At 31.8% G+C, this 18,553-nt stretch carries 15 protein-coding genes; 6 read left to right on the top strand and 9 right to left on the bottom strand.

Annotated features, from left to right (window positions below; genetic code table 11):
• Nucleotides 1–69: 69 nt before the first annotated feature.
• The 3 genes from IW20_RS15750 to IW20_RS15740 all read left to right on the top strand — a co-directional run bounded on the left by IW20_RS15750 (nucleotide 70) and on the right by IW20_RS15740 (nucleotide 4,508).
• The gene (locus tag IW20_RS15750; RefSeq protein ID WP_035624339.1) at nucleotides 70–1,797 is read left to right on the top strand and encodes a phospho-sugar mutase; all 1,728 of its coding nucleotides are present in this window, start codon (nucleotides 70–72) and stop codon (nucleotides 1,795–1,797) included.
• Between the two features lie 146 nt (nucleotides 1,798–1,943).
• Nucleotides 1,944–3,770: an ABC transporter ATP-binding protein gene (locus IW20_RS15745; RefSeq protein ID WP_035624335.1), complete on the top strand. Its 1,827-nt coding sequence runs from the start codon at nucleotides 1,944–1,946 to the stop codon at nucleotides 3,768–3,770.
• Nucleotides 3,771–3,806: 36 nt separating this feature from the next.
• Nucleotides 3,807–4,508, top strand: coding sequence for a DUF2971 domain-containing protein (locus tag IW20_RS15740; RefSeq protein WP_035624333.1), 702 nt, complete (start codon nucleotides 3,807–3,809; stop codon nucleotides 4,506–4,508).
• Between the two features lie 112 nt (nucleotides 4,509–4,620).
• Here the strand turns inward: IW20_RS15740 and IW20_RS15735 are convergent, their stop codons facing one another.
• The 3 genes from IW20_RS15735 to IW20_RS15725 form a co-directional block, all read right to left on the bottom strand.
• Nucleotides 4,621–5,343 (bottom strand): CREC-EF hand family protein, encoded by a 723-nt coding sequence (locus tag IW20_RS15735; protein WP_035624329.1) that lies wholly within the window; start codon nucleotides 5,341–5,343, stop codon nucleotides 4,621–4,623.
• Nucleotides 5,344–5,446: 103 nt separating this feature from the next.
• Entirely contained in the window at nucleotides 5,447–7,903 is a 2,457-nt protein-coding gene (locus IW20_RS15730; RefSeq protein ID WP_035624327.1) for a TonB-dependent receptor, read from the bottom strand.
• 11 nt (nucleotides 7,904–7,914) lie between these two features.
• On the bottom strand, nucleotides 7,915–9,612 hold the full coding sequence (locus tag IW20_RS15725; protein ID WP_035624325.1) for a M23 family metallopeptidase: 1,698 nt from the start codon (nucleotides 9,610–9,612) through the stop codon (nucleotides 7,915–7,917).
• A 175-nt stretch (nucleotides 9,613–9,787) separates the two neighbouring features.
• Between IW20_RS15725 and IW20_RS15720 the strand changes: the two genes are divergently transcribed.
• The 3 genes from IW20_RS15720 to rny all read left to right on the top strand — a co-directional run bounded on the left by IW20_RS15720 (nucleotide 9,788) and on the right by rny (nucleotide 12,153).
• Nucleotides 9,788–10,078, top strand: a complete 291-nt coding sequence (locus IW20_RS15720; protein ID WP_035624323.1) for a hypothetical protein — start codon at nucleotides 9,788–9,790, stop codon at nucleotides 10,076–10,078.
• A 7-nt stretch (nucleotides 10,079–10,085) separates the two neighbouring features.
• Nucleotides 10,086–10,379: a cell division protein ZapA gene (locus IW20_RS15715; RefSeq protein WP_035624320.1), complete on the top strand. Its 294-nt coding sequence runs from the start codon at nucleotides 10,086–10,088 to the stop codon at nucleotides 10,377–10,379.
• A gap of 208 nt (nucleotides 10,380–10,587) precedes the next feature.
• Nucleotides 10,588–12,153, top strand: a complete 1,566-nt coding sequence (gene rny, locus IW20_RS15710) for a ribonuclease Y (RefSeq protein WP_035624317.1) — start codon at nucleotides 10,588–10,590, stop codon at nucleotides 12,151–12,153.
• A gap of 405 nt (nucleotides 12,154–12,558) precedes the next feature.
• Here rny and IW20_RS15705 read toward each other — a convergent pair whose 3' ends face one another.
• The 6 genes from IW20_RS15705 to IW20_RS15680 form a co-directional block, all read right to left on the bottom strand.
• Complete coding sequence (locus IW20_RS15705) at nucleotides 12,559–14,082, bottom strand: sensor histidine kinase (RefSeq protein ID WP_035624314.1); 1,524 nt, start codon at nucleotides 14,080–14,082, stop codon at nucleotides 12,559–12,561.
• A 208-nt stretch (nucleotides 14,083–14,290) separates the two neighbouring features.
• A complete protein-coding gene (xerD, locus tag IW20_RS15700; protein WP_035624311.1) occupies nucleotides 14,291–15,187 on the bottom strand; it encodes a site-specific tyrosine recombinase XerD in 897 nt (298 codons plus the stop codon).
• Nucleotides 15,188–15,271: 84 nt separating this feature from the next.
• Nucleotides 15,272–15,844 carry a porin family protein gene (locus tag IW20_RS15695; RefSeq protein WP_035624308.1) on the bottom strand — a complete coding sequence of 191 codons (573 nt, stop codon included), beginning with the start codon at nucleotides 15,842–15,844 and terminating at the stop codon, nucleotides 15,272–15,274.
• A gap of 358 nt (nucleotides 15,845–16,202) precedes the next feature.
• Nucleotides 16,203–16,808 carry a porin family protein gene (locus IW20_RS15690; protein WP_035624305.1) on the bottom strand — a complete coding sequence of 202 codons (606 nt, stop codon included), beginning with the start codon at nucleotides 16,806–16,808 and terminating at the stop codon, nucleotides 16,203–16,205.
• 194 nt (nucleotides 16,809–17,002) lie between these two features.
• Entirely contained in the window at nucleotides 17,003–17,614 is a 612-nt protein-coding gene (locus IW20_RS15685) for a porin family protein (RefSeq protein WP_035624303.1), read from the bottom strand.
• 279 nt (nucleotides 17,615–17,893) lie between these two features.
• On the bottom strand, nucleotides 17,894–18,502 hold the full coding sequence (locus IW20_RS15680) for a porin family protein (RefSeq protein ID WP_035624301.1): 609 nt from the start codon (nucleotides 18,500–18,502) through the stop codon (nucleotides 17,894–17,896).
• Nucleotides 18,503–18,553 lie beyond the last annotated feature (51 nt).

Here is an 18,553-nt window from a genome sequence, read left to right as displayed (position 1 = left end):
AGAAATCGAGATGATAATTCCTGAAATCGCATTATTATTTTTTTGACTTACAATTTAAACAATATACAAATGAATATAGCACCTAACATTTTAACTGCTGTAAACGAATGGCTGACGCCAGCATTTGACAATGAAACACAAGCGGCGATTAAAGAGATGATGACAACATCGCCAAAAGAACTTGAAGAAAGTTTTTATAAAAATTTAGAATTCGGAACTGGAGGGATGCGCGGTGTAATGGGCGTTGGTAGCAACCGTATCAACAAATACACGCTTGGAAAAAATACGCAAGGTCTTTCTGATTACATGCACAAAGTTTTTCCTAACCAAACTCTAAAAGTGGCAATTGCTTACGATTGTCGCCATAATAGTAATACACTTGCAAAAGTTGTAGCTGATGTTTTCTCGGCAAATGGAATTCATGTATATTTATTTTCGGATATGCGTCCTACTCCTGAACTATCTTTTGCTCTTAAATATTTAGGTTGCCAATGTGGTATCGTACTTACAGCATCACATAATCCGCCAGAATATAATGGCTACAAAGTATACTGGGAAGATGGTGGACAAATTGTTCCTCCTCAAGATGCTGAAATCATTGCTACGATTGAAAGTTTGGAATATGACAAAATTAAATTTCACCCTAACGAGAAATTAATTGAATATATAGATACTGAAATTGATCATGCTTTTATCAATTCATCTATCGAAAATGCTAGTTTTAATACTCCTGCTAAAGCTAAAGAGGATTTACAAATCGTTTTTACTTCTTTGCACGGAACATCTATAAAATCGATTCCTCCTACTTTATCACAAGCTGGTTATACTAATGTACATATTGTACCGGAGCAAGCTGTACCGAATGGAGATTTCCCAACGGTAAAATCGCCAAATCCTGAGGAGCCTGAAGCTTTAACAATGGCTCTTGCTCTAGCTGTTAAAACAAACTCTGATATTGTTGTTGGTACTGATCCTGACTGTGATCGTCTTGGAGTAGCTGTTCGTAACAACGAAGGAAAAATGATTTTGCTAAACGGAAATCAAACCATGATTTTGATGACTTCTTTCTTATTGAAAGAATGGAAAAAAGCGGACAGAATTAATGGTAAACAATTTATAGGTTCTACTATTGTTTCGACTCCTATGATGATGGAACTTGCAACAAGTTATGATGTAGAATGCAAAATAGGCTTAACAGGTTTTAAATGGATCGCTAAAATGATCAAAGATTTTCCTGAGCTTGAATTTATTGGTGGTGGTGAAGAAAGTTTTGGTTTTATGGTTGGCGATGCTGTACGCGATAAAGATGCCGTTGCTGCAACTTTATTAATTTGCGAAATGGCTGCTCAGGCAAAAGCCAGCGGAAGCTCTGTTTATAAAGAACTTTTAAAACTTTATGTTGAACACGGATTTTACAAAGAGCATTTGGTTGCATTAACCAAAAAAGGAATAGAAGGATTAGAAGAAATTAATCAGATGATGATTAATTTACGTGAGAATCCTGTTAAAGAAATAGACGGACAACGTGTAATAATGGTAGAAGATTACCAATCATCGACTGCGTTAAACTTATTGACTGATGAAGTTTCTAAAATGAGTATACCGAAATCGAATGTATTGATTTATTATACTGAAGATGGTTCTAAAATTTGCGCAAGACCAAGTGGAACGGAACCAAAAATTAAATTTTACATTAGTGTAAACACGGAATTAGATTCTATTGAAAATTTTGACGCAACCGAAGCTATTTTAGATCATAAAATAAAAAATATTATTGCAGCAATGCAATTGAATTAATTTTAAGGATAGATGAAAATATCTTAAATATCAACTCAATTATGCAGACAGTGTCTGCACAATTGAGTTGATTACATTTACATCATACCAAAACCGTTACCAAAAAAAAGCAATTGCTATAGCAGAAAATAACAATCAAAAATATAATGAACAATTTTAAAAAAATATTTCCTTTTATATTTCCATATAAAAGATATGCTTACATGAATATTTTATTCAATATTCTGTATGCATTATTCAGTACGCTTTCGTTTATGGCGTTGATTCCTATGATGCAGGTATTATTTGACCAAACGAAACGAAATACAACACTACCTGTTTATGAAGGTATTTGGGAATTGAAAAGTTACGCAGAAAACTACCTAAGCTACTACATTACCCAAGCAACAGATAATTACGGTGTAGGCTATACACTATCGGTAATGGTATCAATCATTATTTCTATATTTTTATTGAAAAACCTATGCGATTATCTTGCTATGTTTTTTATTAATTTTTTAAGAAATGGTGTTTTAAGAGACATGCGAAATGCCATGTATAAAAAAACTCTTGAATTGCCTTTATCTTTTTTCTCTGAAAAAAGAAAAGGGGATGTTATTGCTCGTATTGCAGGTGATGTTAATGAAGTACAAACTTCGTTCCTGGCAATTTTAGAACTTATCGTAAAAGAGCCACTCACGATAATATTTACAATTATTGCAATGCTTGCTATAAGCCCACAATTAACTCTTTTTGTATTTATTTTTATTCCCGTTTCTGGTTATATCATATCATTGATAGGAAAACAACTAAAGAAACAATCGACTAAGGCGCAACAAGAACAAGGAACGTTTTTATCTACTATCGAGGAAACTTTAGGTGGATTAAAAGTGGTAAAAGGGTATAACTCTGAAAATTATTTCAATGGTGTTTTCCAAAACTCTACTCAACGTTTCTTTAAATTATCAAACAGTATTGGTAACCGCCAGAACTTAGCTTCGCCTGCGAGTGAGTTTATGGGGATTATGGTTATCGCTATTTTACTTTGGTATGGTGGTCAGATGGTTTTAATAGAAAAAACATTAAACGGTGCTTCGTTCATCGCTTATATGGGATTAGCCTATAATATTCTTACTCCTGCAAAAGCTATCTCTAAGGCTTCTTATGGGGTAAAAAGAGGTAATGCTGCTGCAGAACGTGTATTAGAAATTCTTGATCAGGAAAACCCTATTACTAGTAAAGTTGACGCTATCGAAAAAACAACTTTTGATTCGAATATAGCGATCAAAAACATCAACTTTAAATATGAGAATGAAAATGTACTAAAAGACTTTTCTCTTGATATTAAAAAAGGACAAACTGTTGCTCTTGTAGGACAATCTGGTAGCGGAAAAAGTACTATTGCTAATCTTCTTACTCGTTTTTATGATGTAAACGAAGGTTCAATCTCTATTGATAATATCAATATTAAAGATATGTCTTTGCATTCTCTTCGTGGTTTGATGGGATTAGTAACTCAAGATAGCATTTTATTTAATGATACTATAAAAGCTAATATTTCATTAGGAAAACTTGATGCTACTGATGAAGAAATCATTGCGGCACTAAAAATTGCTAATGCTTTTGAATTTGTAAATAATTTACCTCTTGGCATTTATACTAATATTGGTGATAGCGGAAACAAACTTTCTGGTGGACAAAAACAACGTTTATCGATTGCTCGTGCTGTCTTAAAGAATCCTCCGATTATGATTCTTGACGAAGCAACATCTGCGCTAGATACCGAAAGCGAAAAATTTGTACAAGTTGCTCTTGAAAACATGATGCAAAACCGTACATCGATTGTTATTGCGCACCGTTTATCTACTATTCAAAAAGCAGATTTAATTGTTGTTATGCAAAAAGGTGAAATTGTTGAGCAAGGTACTCACGAAAATTTAATTGCATTAAATGGAACCTATAATAAATTGGTTACCATGCAGTCGTTTGAATAATTTTTCATAAATTAGAGATACATTAAGAAAATACTTATGTATCGTCACAACTCAAACATTAATCTTCCCGAAGATCCCAATACAGTAGTCTGGAAATACTTAGATTTATCTAAGTTTCTAGACTTATTGATGTCTAAAAAACTATTCATGTCTCGTTCTGATAAATTTGAAGATCAATACGAGGGCACGTTTAGCGAACCTACTTATGAGGAGATAAAAAAACTCGCTATAGACAATCCTGAGTTTATAGATTATTACAAAACACATCGCGAAAGAGTTGCTATAAGCAGTTGGCACATTAACGAATATGAATCGTTTGCTATGTGGCAAATATTCACTCAAAACAACGAAGGATTAGCCATTCAATCTACCATTGGGAGATTACAAAAAGCATTAAAACCTGAAGATAATTTTGACCAATATATTGGCGAGGTAAACTACATTGACTACAAGAAAGAATACATTCCATTTGATGATTTGTTCTTCCCTTTTTTATTCAAAAGAAAAAGTTTTCAGTACGAGCGTGAAGTACGCATAATCACCGACTCTACCAAAAGTGATATCAAAATCAATGATGGACTAAGAGTTAATGTAGATCTTAAATATCTTATAGAAAGACTATATATTCATCCGAAATCGGAGAATTGGTACAAGAAGCTTGTAATTGATTTAGTTCATAAACTAGGTTACGATTTTGATATTGAGAAATCAGATCTCGAAAGTGACATCTTGATATAATTTTTTTTCCACAGATTAAAATGATTCTTATTTTAATCTTAAACAGAAAAGCCATTAAAAATTAAATTTTTAATGGCTTTTCTGTTTTTACGGAACTTTTAAGTCTAAACTCTTAAATAGGTTTATAACTAACTACTTTCCAATCTTTAACTGCTAGATTAATATAGTTATAATGTAAAACATCGTTTTTATCAAACTGACCGTTTTTGTTAGTATCTTCTATTGTTCTAAAATACAAACGGTTTTTAGACTCTATAATATTCCAGTCTATCAGTTCCTGGAAATCTTCAGACACTTTAGTAAATCTTTCTCCACTAATATCACTTAAATACAATGCTTTTATATCGCTTGTATCTAATTTTCCATCTTTATTAGTATCCATATCTACCATGGTATACACCATAACATGATTATGCGTTTTATCGGCAATTGTTTTTAAATAAGTAGCTGTCTGAATCAAAACTGCTTTATCCGTTAATGGCCTTATAGAATCTGAATCTGTCTTCTGAAATTTTAAATTTTGTAAATATCCAGTAATTTCATATTCACCGATATTCGAAATTGTAAAACTTATATCATTTACACTCGATGATCCATAACGTGCTTTTGCTCCTCTTTCATACACTCTTACATCTCCAACTGGGTGAATTAAATAATTCGTTCCCTCCATCTGGATTGGCAAATCGGCAATTGCAACTTGAGTAGAATCTACTTTGGCAATTACTTTTGAAGCTGTAGATACATCGTAAGTAACCTTTGGTTTTTCGACTTCATTCTTACAACTCACTAAAAGTAAAACAGAAAGACTTATGATAGATATATGTAATTTTCTCATGTTGTTTTATTAAAAAATAAATTCAAATGTAATCAATTTTAAAAATGGTTAGCCTATTTAGCGTCAATTTATACGTTCTAAACTAGCTTTCCCATTGTTTCATTTATAACCTTGCGGTTAATTTTATATTAAAAACTCTCGAAGTCATATAATTAGGAATTGCATATTGATTTTTAGAATACACATCGCGAACCCAAGTATTTGTTATCGCATTTTGGTTATCAAAAAGATTAAAGATTTCAAACCCCAACGATAATTCTTTAAACTCTTTAAAAAACTTACTTTTTGCAACTCTATTATTATCAATAAAAACTTTAGAGAATCCTACATCCGCTCGACGATAATCTTTCAGCCTATTTTGATACAAATAAGGATCTGAATAAGAAGGCGAACCTCCTGGCAATCCTGTATTATAAACTAGGTTTAAATATATTTTTACACTCGGAATATTAGGCATATAATCCTGAAACAAAAGAGCAAATTTTAATCGCTGATCCGTTGGTCTGGCTATATATCCTTTATCCTCATAATTTTCTTGCGTTTTTAAATACCCAAAACTAAACCATGATTCAGTTCCTGGTACAAACTCCCCATTTAACCTAAGATCTAAACCTTGAGCATAAGCCGTAGCATTATTATTGGCAATATATCTAATTCGAACATTATCGATCGTATACACATTTACATCTGTCAATGATTTATAATACAACTCCGAAATAAGTTTAAATGGTCGATTCCACATTTTAAAATTATAGTCATTACTCAAAACCACATGTACAGATTGTTGCGCTTTGGTATTTGGCAACACTTCACCACTCGGATCACGTAATTCTCTATAAAATGGCGGCTGATGATATAATCCTCCCGAAAGTCTAAAAACCATATCCATGTTCCAATCTGGTTTTATCGAAAATTGAGCACGTGGACTAAATACTATTTGATTTTTTCCTTCAACAATTCCTCCCGATACTTTCCAATCCTGAAAACGAACTCCCGCATTATACCAAACTTCACTAGAACCTAAATTTCCTTTTCGACTCCATTGTGCATAACCTGAAAATCTATTTATAGTATTAAAATTTATTGCTCTAACATTCTGATACGGCAATAATGGTCCAGTATAAGGTTCGTATGGCTGCTCGTTTTTAGGCAAAATTACAATTGGCGGATTTACCGAAAATCCAGCCGAATCTATCATCTCCCACTCTGCTACACGATCACGTATAGATTCGCGAGTATATTTTACCCCCCATTCAATCAGGTTTTCTTTCCAATTATAAATCCCTTTTAATTCGGCATTTACGATTAAAGCGTCTAAATCGTTACGTGCATGATTTAATTGTGTACCAATTCCTTTGGTATAATCTACCTCTTGTAAAACAACCGAACCCTCACTATCTACCTCTCCTAAACGATATTGCGCCAAGATATCATAATGTTCTTGTTCTTGTGTATGAAATATCGAACCTATAAATTTTAACGTAAAATCTGGAGAAACAGTATACGTAGATTTTATTGCTCCAAAATAAGTATCGTATTTATCTCTTTCTTGTCCTTCATAATATACAGCAAGCGCCATTGGTTTATCGATAGTTCCAAATTTGGTTTCTCGGGTTAATGGTTGGTACAAATATTTATTTTGAGAAAGAGCTCCTAAAAAACTCCATTGCCATTTTGCCGAAGCAATATAATTTACGTTAGTCTGAATATCTGTATAAGAAGGCGTATAATTGGTTTGAGTATCCTGGCTATTTACAAGCATACTATTATTACGATAACGAACCCCAGTAATTGCCGACCATTTCTTGTTTTTGGAAACCGCATCTACGGCAACACTTCCTCCAAGGAAACTAGCCTCAAAAGCTGCTGCAAACTTTGTTGGTTTTCTATAAGTAATATCTAACACTGACGAAAGTTTATCTCCAAACTTAGATTGGAATCCTCCTGCCGAGAAATCGACATTCTGAACTAAATCAGTATTTGTAAAACTCAATCCTTCTTGTTGTCCTGAACGAATTAAAAAAGGGCGATATACTTCTATCTCGTTTACATAAACCAGATTCTCATCATAATTCCCTCCTCGTACAGCGTATTGTGTACTAAGTTCATTATTAGAATTTACTCCTGGCAATGTTTTTAGTACATTTTCGATTCCTGCATTCGCACCCGGAATTTTCTTTATCGTTACCGGATCTACAACTGTAATCCCCTGAACACGTTTTTTACTTGCCAAAACAACAATTTCGCCCATTTGCTCAGCATAACTATTCATAACAGGATTAAAAACAAAAATTTCATTTGGTTTTAAGTTCACTGTAATCGTCATCATTTTTTGCGAAACGTGAGTAAAAACAATAACTACCTTTTTGTCAGATGGAATCAAAATATCAAAAAATCCATTCGAGTCAGATTGCGTTACATTTCCCGAATGAGAAACATTTACATAAGCAACAGGAAGATTACTTTCATCCAAAATCACCCCTTTTACTCTAGCGTTTTGAGCGAGTGAAACAAAACCAATACCTAAAAAAAGGAAAACAAATAGCAGATTCTTATTCAAAAGTTATATTTTTATTTTGTTTGACTTCTAAAAAAACGAGTCTCAAAGATAGCAGAATTCCCCACATTATCAACAACTTCTATTTTTAAATCGTTTGCTCCTTCAGCTACAATACCATCATTAAAATCGTGAGTTATCTTTTTGGTTTTATTATCATACTCAAACAAAATCCAATTTCCGTTTAAATACCCATTGTAAGATTTAATCCCCGACATACTATCACTAATCGTAAACTGAATTTTCTTTACATCACTAATCCATTTATCCTGAATTGGTTTTGCAATACTAATTGTTGGCTTAATTGTATCCAAAACCAACCCAAATTGTCCTAAGGTTTTAGACTTAGCCGTATAAACATTGTCTTTACGACTTGTAGCATTGTAACTACTACTTTTTCCGGTAATTCTGCCTATATAAACTTTATCCTTAAGATTATCGGGATATTTACCATCTTCGATAGTGATTGTAAAATTAGAATGAACCGGAACTGTATCATCGTGTATATAAATACGGTCGTTTTTTACATCGAAGTTCAAATTAAAATCATCGTAAAATGTTCCTGCAGGAAAAAATACCGACATATTACCTTTAGCGAAATTAGCGTCTTTATTATATTTCACAGAGTAATTTGAAGCTTCAGCCGTAGGATTTACAATTACAGGTAATGAATCGTATTGGACCGGAATATTAACCGTGTTTTTATTTCCATAAAAATCTGAAACTTCTACACGATATGCCGAAGCTAAATTTGGCACAACAGGAAGCACACCATTTAGCGCATCAGTTTTTATAATGCTCAAGGCAAAAGGCGTTTTCATAAATAACTTTTGCACTCTCTGACCTGTTTTTTTATACCTTGGATAATCAATCAATGCATTAATATATCTCATTTCATCAAATGAGTACGTATTAAATTCATATCCGAAATTAGAATTTCCATTATAGAAAGACTCCACTTTATAAACTCCATTTTTGTTAAATGAAACATCATCATAATCTACAGCAGTTATTCCAAAACCAATTTTCCCGTTTGTTGCAACTCTATCAGACAAATAAGTTCCGTCTTTTTGCAATGCCAGGTTAAGCATTAAAGGAACTTTAGATTGATTAACAGTTGTATTTTCGTCAAGCGGATAAACATACAAATTAGAAATTACAGGCTTTTTGGTATCCTTGATATTTTTATCAAAACCAAAAAACATAGGATTAATAACAAACTCTGTTTTAGAATCACGAAATTCAAAATGCAAATGTGGCCCTTCAGAAGAACCTGTATTTCCAGACAATCCTATTAATTGCCCTTTAGTAACAACCATTTCTCCAGGCTTTAAGAACATTTCTATCTCAAACGACTTTTCTTTATAATGTGTTTTCTTAATATATTCCTGAATTGTCCCAACCATACTTTGCAAATGTCCATATACAGATGTGTATCCGTTAGGATGAGTTATGTATAAAGTTTTACCATTTCCGAAAGTCGAAATTTTAATTCTCGAGATATATCCATCAGCAACTGCATACACATTCAAGCCTTCTCTTTGATTTGTTTTTAAATCAAAACCTGCATGAAAATGATTTGGTCTTAACTCTCCAAAGTTCCCAGAAAGCTGCATTGGTATATCAAGTGGCGGTCTAAAATAATCTTTTGGATAGTCTGTCTGAGCAGAAATAAGATTACAAAATAGCAGAAAAAGTACCGAATATCTCATGATTTACATTTTTGCTAAGATAAAAAAAAGTTAGTAAAATAATTACTAAAATCACAAAATACAATACCTTGAATTCCATTAATTTGCTATTTTTAATGCAAAAAAATCGATAAAATATTGCATTAATAAAAAGGAATACTAACTTTGTATGATTAAGTAATGAATAGGATTTATAATGAGTGTAATTGCCGAAATAATTGATACTCTTGAATATAAAGTAGAAAAACTTTTTGCGAAGCTAAAAGGTTTAGAAAAAAACAATCAAGAACTAAAGTCAGAATTAATAGAGGCTAAACAGACCATACATAAGCAATCGGAAGAGATTGAGGCCCTGAAAAAGCAGTATGAAACGCTCAAAATCTCCAATTCTTTACTTGGCAGTAACGATAATAAAAGGGATACAAAGCTTAAGATAAATTCATTAATTCGCGAAATCGATCACTGTATAGCACAACTATCAGACTAGTAATAACATGGACGAAAAGCTTAAAATTAAAATATCAATCGCCGACAGAGTTTATCCGTTAACGGTAGAACTATCACAGGAAGAAGGACTTAGAAGTGCTTCTAAAAAAATTGATGTGATGATAAAGCAGTTTGAAGAAAACTACGCCGTTCGCGACAAACAAGATGTTTTAGCCATGTGTGCATTACAATTTGCATCGCAAGTAGAGCAAAAACAAATTGATAAAGCAATAGATAGCGACGAAACTATCGAAAGAATTAAAAGATTAAACATCCTTTTAGACCAATATCTCGAAAATTAAACGTTCTTTACAGAAACTAAGATACTGCCTACATTAGTTCATATTTGGTAAACTCAACACTAACAAATTAGAATGAGCAAATCATCACTACTAAAGCATGCCACGCTCCGGCGAGGAAACTTGAACAGTGAGTTAGCTCAAAACTTGTCTTTTCGAGTTTATACAAGCAACCTAATGTAGGCTTTTTTATATATAAATTTTAACAAACATGGACAGCATAATAACGATCATTATTTCAGGAATTATAGGTGTTGCAGCAGGTTTTGGGATAGCCAAAATCATCGAAAAAAGCAATATTTCCAATTTAATCAAGAACTCAAAAAAAGAAGCTGCATCGATTTTAAAAGATGCTAATCTAGAAGCCGAAAACATTAAAAAAGATAAAATTCTTCAAGCAAAAGAAAAGTTTATTGAATTAAAATCAGAACACGAACAAGTAATTCTTGCAAGAGATAAAAAAGTAGCCGAAGTAGAAAAAAGAGTTCGCGATAAAGAATCTCAAGTTTCTAATGAATTATCAAAAGCGAAGAAAACCAATGATGATTACGAAGCTAAAACACAAGAATACACTAATAAGATTGAGGTTTTAGACAAAAAACAAGCTGAAGTTGATAAATTACACAAAAGCCAATTACAACAATTAGAAGTAATTTCAGGTCTTTCTGCAGAAGAAGCTAAAAACCAATTAATGGAAGGCTTAAAAGCAGAAGCAAAAAGTAATGCAATGTCTCATATTCAAGACACTATTGAAGAAGCAAAACTTACCGCACAACAAGAAGCTAAGAAAATTATCATTAACACAATCCAGAGAGTTGGAACAGAAGAAGCAGTAGAAAACTGTGTATCTGTATTTAATATTGAATCGGATGATGTAAAAGGAAGAATTATTGGTCGTGAAGGTAGAAACATCCGTGCGCTAGAAGCTGCAACTGGTGTTGAGATTATTGTAGATGATACTCCAGAAGCAATTATCCTTTCTTGTTTTGATCCTGTACGTAGAGAAATCGCTCGTTTAGCATTACACAAATTAGTTACAGATGGTCGTATTCACCCAGCTCGTATCGAAGAAGTTGTTGCTAAAACTGCAAAACAAATTGATGATGAAATCATTGAAGTTGGTAAACGTACTGTAATAGACTTAGGAATTCACGGTTTACACCCAGAATTAATAAAAGTTGTTGGACGTATGAAATATCGTTCTTCTTACGGTCAGAACTTATTACAACACTCTAGAGAGGTATCTAAATTGTGTGGTATTATGGCTGCCGAATTAGGATTGAACGTAAAACTAGCTAAAAGAGCTGGTTTACTTCACGATATTGGTAAAGTTCCAGATACAGAAAGTGATTTACCACACGCACTATTAGGTATGCAATGGGCTGAGAAATATGGCGAGAAAGAAGAAGTTTGTAATGCAATTGGAGCGCATCACGACGAAATCGAAATGAAATCACTATTATCGCCAATCGTTCAGGTTTGTGATGCTATTTCTGGTGCAAGACCTGGTGCAAGAAGACAAGTATTAGATTCTTATATCCAACGTTTAAAAGACCTTGAGGAAGTAGCTTACGGATTTAATGGAGTTAAAAATGCCTACGCTATTCAAGCTGGTAGAGAACTTCGTGTAATTGTAGAAAGCGAAAAAGTATCTGATGATAATGCTGCAAGTTTATCATTTGATATCTCACAAAAAATTCAAACCGAAATGACTTATCCAGGTCAGGTTAAAGTAACAGTAATACGAGAAACAAGAGCAGTAAATATTGCAAAATAAGCTCTTCTTTATATCATAAAAAAACTCCTCAATCGAGGAGTTTTTTATTTTTAATACTTTTCCTTTTTTTTACCATTAAGAGGTTAAGAAAAATTAAGCTATACATCCTTATTTAATTATTTAACCGCAAAGGATGCAAAGATTTACGCAAAGTTCGCAAAGTTTTTGTTAGAGTAAATTCAGAGTAAATAGAGTATATACTCCAATCTATTATATTTTACAATCTCATTAACTCAAACTTACCCTAAAATTACCGAGTTGTTGATGGGCATTCTTCGACTCCGCCCAAAAAGTCAAGTTTGCTGGTATTACACTCGCTTTGAATCTTAGTCACTCAGAACCTTTGCAAATCAAAATCTTAAAAACTTAGCCACTCAGAACCTTAGTACCTTAGAACCTTTGCAGCTATAACTCATCATTAAATATAATTTTAAATACAGTTCCTTCACCAACAATACTTTCTACAGAAACTTCCCCTTTCATTGATTCTATTTGATTTTTTGTAATATACAAGCCTATACCACGAGCTTCTTTATGTTTATGAAAGGTTTTATACATTCCGAATATCAAATCACCATAGCGCTCCAGATCAATTCCAATGCCGTTATCTTTAACTTTTAATGCTTTACGACCATCTGGTTCAATTGCAAAAATAAACTCAACCACAGGCGCTCTATCAGGATGTGCATATTTTATAGCATTCGTCGTAAAATTTAATAAAACACTTTCCAGATAAGCTGGGTTAAAATTAATCGTTACATAATCGGGTACATTATTAAGTATTGTTATTTTTGTTTTTGCACTAAAGGCCTTGATTATAGAAACTGTCTTATCGATACTATAACCCAGTTTAAGTGGTTTAATAACTATATTGAGATTACTCTGTATCTGTACAATCTGAGTTAAATTAGAAATAGTATCATTTAAATCATTAGAAACCGTTCTTAAATGAACCAACATTTCATCAATAGTTTCTTTACTATGATCCTCATCAATAAAATCAAGAATACTCTTAATATTACCAGCTTGTGTATTTAAATTATGAGATACAATATGAGAAAAATTAAGCAATCGGCTGTTTTGATCGCTAAACAATTTCATTGTTTTAATGAGTTCTAACTCTTTTTCTTTTTGATACGAAACATCGGTATGCGTACCAAGAACTCTCAAAGGTTTTCCGTTTGGATCTCTTTCGATAACTTTTCCCCGATCGAGAATCCACTTATACTTACCACTAGAAGTTAATACGCGATGATAATTTTCATAATAAGGTATTTTATTATCAAAATGCTCACGAATATCCGAGTAATATTTAGGCAAATCATCTGGATGCACGATTTTATCCCAACGCTCTGGATCATCAAAAATATCATTCGATTCTAATTCTAAAATCTTTAAGGATAAAGACGAATAAAAAACCCTATTTGTGACCATATCCCAATCCCAAACACCAACAGTAGAAGCATCTAAAGCAAATTGGAAACGTTCTTCTGATATTTTGAGTTTAAGTTCCTGATCTTTTATATCGGTTACATCCGAAATTCGTCCGTAGAAACTAACCTGTCCATCAAGAGAATCCTCCGATTTAGCACAAACTTTAAGCCAGCGAATTCCTTTTTTAGGCAAGACTACCCGAAACTCTACTTCCCAAGGTGTTAGCGTTTTTCTGGCTTTAGATAATGAAGTGATAAACATGTGTCTATCTTCTGGATGTACTCTTTCATACATCGCAAATTTGCTTCGATTTGAAAATTCATTTGTAGGCAATTCAAAAATCTCTTCCATGGCTTTACTAACCAAAGGGAAAGAATATGTATTATCTACATCGATAATAAATTGAAAAATTAAATCGGGAATTTCGGCAAATAGTTTTTTGTAAAAGTTATTCAACTTCTGACAATTTTCATCTTCATATAAATCAAAAACCATAATTGTGTCTGTATAAGTTGACCATTTTATCAAGAATAGGACAAAATTGATACTATTATTTAAGGCTTAAAAAAACATATCAGTTTCGTTTTTTTATCGCTTATTATAAGTACGAGAACAAATTCTCTTTTTTACATACAATACACCTCCAAGATATTAATTTTTTTAAGACAAAAATAAAATCATCTAAAATATTTTAGCCAAAATTTTACTTTCTCGGATGAAAAGTATGAATTACCTGTGTTAAATATGTTCTGTCTAAATGAACATATATTTCGGTTGTAGTAATAGATTCATGTCCTAACATTAATTGTATCGATCGCAAATCAGCACCATTCTCTAGTAAATGTGTCGCAAAAGAATGTCTTAAAGTATGCGGACTTATGCTCTTATTTAAACCAATCCTGAAAGCCAAATCTTTGATAATTGTAAAAATCATGGCTCGGGTTAACTGACTTCCTCTTCGATTTAAAAATAAAGTATCTTCAAACCCTTTTTTAATGTTTAAGTGTGACCGAACTAAATTAACGTATAGTAAAATATATTTTTGTGTTGATTCTCCAATAGGAACAAAACGCTCTTTATTTCCTTTTCCGGTAATTTTTATGAATCCTTCTTCAAAAAATAAATCAGATATTTTTAGAGCAACTAATTCCGAAACCCTAAGTCCACAGCCATATAAAGTTTCTAACATAGCACGATTTCGTTCCCCTTCATTAGAACTCAAATCTATTGCAGCAATAAGTCTATCAATATCATCAACAGATAAAGTATCAGGTAATTTCCTCCCTGTTTTAGGAGATTCTATAAGCTCTAAAGGGCTATTATTGCGATAATCTTCGAATATCAAATAATTAAAAAAACTCTTTAAGCCAGAAATAATTCGAGCCTGAGAACGCGGATTAACTTCTTTGGAAACTGAATAAATAAAATCCTGAACTGTTTCTTCATTAATTTGTATTGGAGAAACCTCAATTTTATTTTGAACTAAGAAAAGACATAGACGCTCAATATCAAAAACATAGTTTTCGATTGTGTTTTTAGACAAACCACGTTCTATCTTAAGATAGGATTGATATTCTTTTATATAGCGGGTCCAGTTCATAAAACAAAGGAAAGCATTTTTTAATCATAAAAAAACCTTCTACCATGGCAGAAGGTTTTAATGTATCTATTCAAAAAAATGAAATTAGAATTTATATCCTAGCGATAAAGCCAAAACACTATTTTTAGCACTATCATAATAATCTTCTAAATCTTGATAATCACCTCTATCAGCAACACCGGATAAACCAACAGTATAACGAATACCTACTGATAAATTTTCAGTAAAATTATATCCAGCTCCTAAATTGAAACCTATATCTGTAGATTTATAGAAATCTTTAGCATCTTCGCCATCAGTTTTAGCCGACAATAAGAAACCTATTTGTGGACCAGCCTCAACTGAGAATTCTTTTGTTACATAATATTTAGCCAAAACAGGAATATTCAAATAATTTAATTTAGCATCATAATCTCCAAATGGGCTATCAAATTTTGCTCCTTGCGCAGAATACAAAAGCTCTGGTTGAATAAAGAATTTATCCATAACCTTAATCTCTGCAAAACCTCCAACATGAAAACCAACTAAAGATTTAGTATCGTAACCACCAGTGAAATTTGTTAGGTTAAGACCTCCTTTTACTCCAAATCTTGTTTCTTGAGCATTTGCAAATCCAAATGCTAAAATCGCAACCATAGATAAAATAATTTTTTTCATTTTTTAAGTTATGTTAAATTTTAGGTGACAAACCTAGAAAACAGCGCTTTAAATTCCAAAAATTCGGATTAAAAAAACTTATCTAAAAACTCTAACTCTTATACTTTCTTGACTATACAACACTGACTTAAGGCTTATTATTACTGTTTTTCTCACTAAATTTAGTGAAGTTGATTTTATTTTAAACACCTCAATAATTAACCATAAAAAACCTATAAACAGGATTTATTCTCAACAAATAACAAACTCAACTTCAATCATTCATAAAAAAACAACCCTTACATATTTCTATATAAGGGTTGCGAAGTTGTAAAAAGTCAAAATAAGAATATCTTAAAGTAGAATTATAAAATAGTTATTAGAACTTATATCCTACTGATAAAGAGAATACACTATTATGAATTTTATTAGTAGAATCTTTTTCATTATTAATATCAGAAAGACCTAAATTATACCTAACTCCAGCAGAAAAATTTTCAGTAAAATCGTAACCTGCCCCAAAATTTAGGCCAAAATCAATAGACTTTACTGCATCTTCCATGTCGACTTCTTTTGAAAAACCTAAAATTTTAGCTTCAGCTTTTGAACTAGTAAGAAATCCTACCTGAGGTCCTGCTTCTAAACTAAATTTTGGAGCTACATAATATTTTGCCATGATAGGCACATTTATATATCCTAATTTATAAATTACCTCAGCAGATTGCATATCACCATTTACATCAACTCCTCCTTTTTCTTTAGCCCCTTGTGCTGAATATAGAAGCTCAGGTTGAACAGAAAATTTATCTGTCACTTTAATTTCTGCAAAACCACCCACCTGAAAACCAACTCTAGTAGATGTAGATCCAACATCTCCTGTAAAAGTAGAAAGGTTAATTCCTCCTTTTAATCCAAATTTAACCTCTTGCGCATTAGCAAACCCAAATGCTAAAACAGCAATAATCGATAAAGTAATTTTTTTCATTTTTATTTTTATGTTAATTTTTATACGGCAAACGTAATCAAATACAATTAAAATTCCTACAAATAATATTTATATCTCTACACTAATAACCTTCAATTGTACATAAAAAACAACCCTTACATATTTCTATATAAGGGTTACTAAATTGTAAAAAGTCAAATTAAGAATATCTTAATAGAATTCTAATGTAGTTATTAGAATTTATATCCTACTGATAAAGAGAAAACACTGTTTTTAACTTTAGTATTGTTACCTTCACCAAAATCAGCGATATTAGATAAACCTAAATTATATCTAAGACCAGCAGAAAGATTTTCAGTAAAATCATATCCAGCACCAAAATTTACTCCGAAATCAATTGATTTATAAAGATCTTTAACATCTTCATCACCAGAGACAGCTCCAAAAATATCATCAGTTTCTGTAAAATCAGATTTAGCACTTAATAAAAAACCAATTTGTGGACCAGCTTCTAAACTAAATTTTTCAGCAACATAATATTTCGCCATTACTGGAATATTTAAATACGAAAATTTATCAGTGCTTTCAAATCTGTACCCCTCTTCAGTTTGATCAAGTTTTGCACCTTGTAAAGAGTATAAAAGCTCAGGTTGAATAGAGAATTTCTCAGTTAATTTAATTTCAGCGAAACCACCAACTTGGAAACCAACTTTTGATGAAACATCTTTAACATCTCCTGTAAAAGTAGAAAGGTTAACCCCTCCTTTTACACCAAATTTAACTTCTTGTGCATTTGCGAATCCAAATGCTAAAACAGCAACAATTGATAAAGTAATTTTTTTCATTTTTGTATTATGTTAAGGTTTAAGCGGCAAACGTAAAAAAGCGTAAACGAAAATCCAATAAAATCATAAAAAAATTGAAAATTCAACAAAAACACGAAATTCTATTTCTTTTCTTTATGTCATTGAAAAGAAGAATGTTATTACTGTTTTTCTCACTAAATTTAGTGATGCTAATTATTTTTTAGGCTTACTAAAAATTATTACTAAAAAACTTATAAATTAAAAAAACCTCTCATAAATAAATCATGAAAGGTTTTTAAAAACGTGCTTAAAATAGTTTTAGAACTTATATCCTACTGATAAAGAAAATACGCTATTTTTTTGTTTAAAATTATCACCAGCTTCATTTTCAAGAATATTAGATAAACCTAAATTATATCTAACTCCTGCTGAAATATTTTCGGTAAAGTCATATCCTGCACCAAAGTTTACTCCAAAATCAATAGATTTCAAATTATCTTTTACATCAATTTTTTCTGATCCATTTAATCCAAGTACAGAAAATGAATAATCGTTTTTAGCACTTACTAAAAAACCAATCTGAGGACCAGCCTCTAAACTAAATTTATCAGCAACATAATATTTTGCCATAACTGGCACATTTATGTAACCTAACTTAAGGTTATTCTTTTCAAAATACTCTCCTCCAGACATTTCAGTTTTAGTTCCTTGAGCAGAATATAAAAGCTCAGGTTGTACGAAGAATTTATCTGATAATTTTATTTCTGCAAAACCTCCAACCTGGAAACCAACTTTTGAAGAAGCATCATCAACATCTCCTGTTAAAGTAGAAAGGTTAATCCCTCCTTTTACTCCAAACTTAACCTCTTGTGCATTTGCGAACGTAAATCCAAATACTGCTACTGCAGTTAAAATAATTTTTTTCATGATTTATTATTTTTCATAATATTAATACTACAAATATATAATAATATTAAC

The organism is Flavobacterium hydatis (assembly GCF_000737695.1).
Lineage (GTDB): Bacteria > Bacteroidota > Bacteroidia > Flavobacteriales > Flavobacteriaceae > Flavobacterium > Flavobacterium hydatis.
Note: the sequence above shows the minus strand (reverse complement) of the source record. Positions and strands in the feature narration are given on the sequence as shown.

What these genes read in the sequence shown, in the direction of transcription:
- IW20_RS15735 (WP_035624329.1), bottom strand. Translation starts at nt 5,343, where the DNA reads ATGAGAAAATTACATATATCTATCATAAGTCTTTCTGTTTTACTTTTA.
- IW20_RS15750 (WP_035624339.1), top strand. Translation starts at nt 70, where the DNA reads ATGAATATAGCACCTAACATTTTAACTGCTGTAAACGAATGGCTGACG.
- IW20_RS15745 (WP_035624335.1), top strand. Translation starts at nt 1,944, where the DNA reads ATGAACAATTTTAAAAAAATATTTCCTTTTATATTTCCATATAAAAGA.
- IW20_RS15720 (WP_035624323.1), top strand. Translation starts at nt 9,788, where the DNA reads ATGAGTGTAATTGCCGAAATAATTGATACTCTTGAATATAAAGTAGAA.
- IW20_RS15725 (WP_035624325.1), bottom strand. Translation starts at nt 9,612, where the DNA reads ATGAGATATTCGGTACTTTTTCTGCTATTTTGTAATCTTATTTCTGCT.
- IW20_RS15715 (WP_035624320.1), top strand. Translation starts at nt 10,086, where the DNA reads ATGGACGAAAAGCTTAAAATTAAAATATCAATCGCCGACAGAGTTTAT.
- IW20_RS15685 (WP_035624303.1), bottom strand. Translation starts at nt 17,614, where the DNA reads ATGAAAAAAATTACTTTATCAATTGTTGCTGTTTTAGCATTTGGATTC.
- IW20_RS15695 (WP_035624308.1), bottom strand. Translation starts at nt 15,844, where the DNA reads ATGAAAAAAATTATTTTATCTATGGTTGCGATTTTAGCATTTGGATTT.
- IW20_RS15680 (WP_035624301.1), bottom strand. Translation starts at nt 18,502, where the DNA reads ATGAAAAAAATTATTTTAACTGCAGTAGCAGTATTTGGATTTACGTTC.
- IW20_RS15740 (WP_035624333.1), top strand. Translation starts at nt 3,807, where the DNA reads ATGTATCGTCACAACTCAAACATTAATCTTCCCGAAGATCCCAATACA.
- IW20_RS15705 (WP_035624314.1), bottom strand. Translation starts at nt 14,082, where the DNA reads ATGGTTTTTGATTTATATGAAGATGAAAATTGTCAGAAGTTGAATAAC.
- xerD (WP_035624311.1), bottom strand. Translation starts at nt 15,187, where the DNA reads ATGAACTGGACCCGCTATATAAAAGAATATCAATCCTATCTTAAGATA.
- IW20_RS15690 (WP_035624305.1), bottom strand. Translation starts at nt 16,808, where the DNA reads ATGAAAAAAATTACTTTATCGATTATTGCTGTTTTAGCATTTGGGTTT.
- rny (WP_035624317.1), top strand. Translation starts at nt 10,588, where the DNA reads ATGGACAGCATAATAACGATCATTATTTCAGGAATTATAGGTGTTGCA.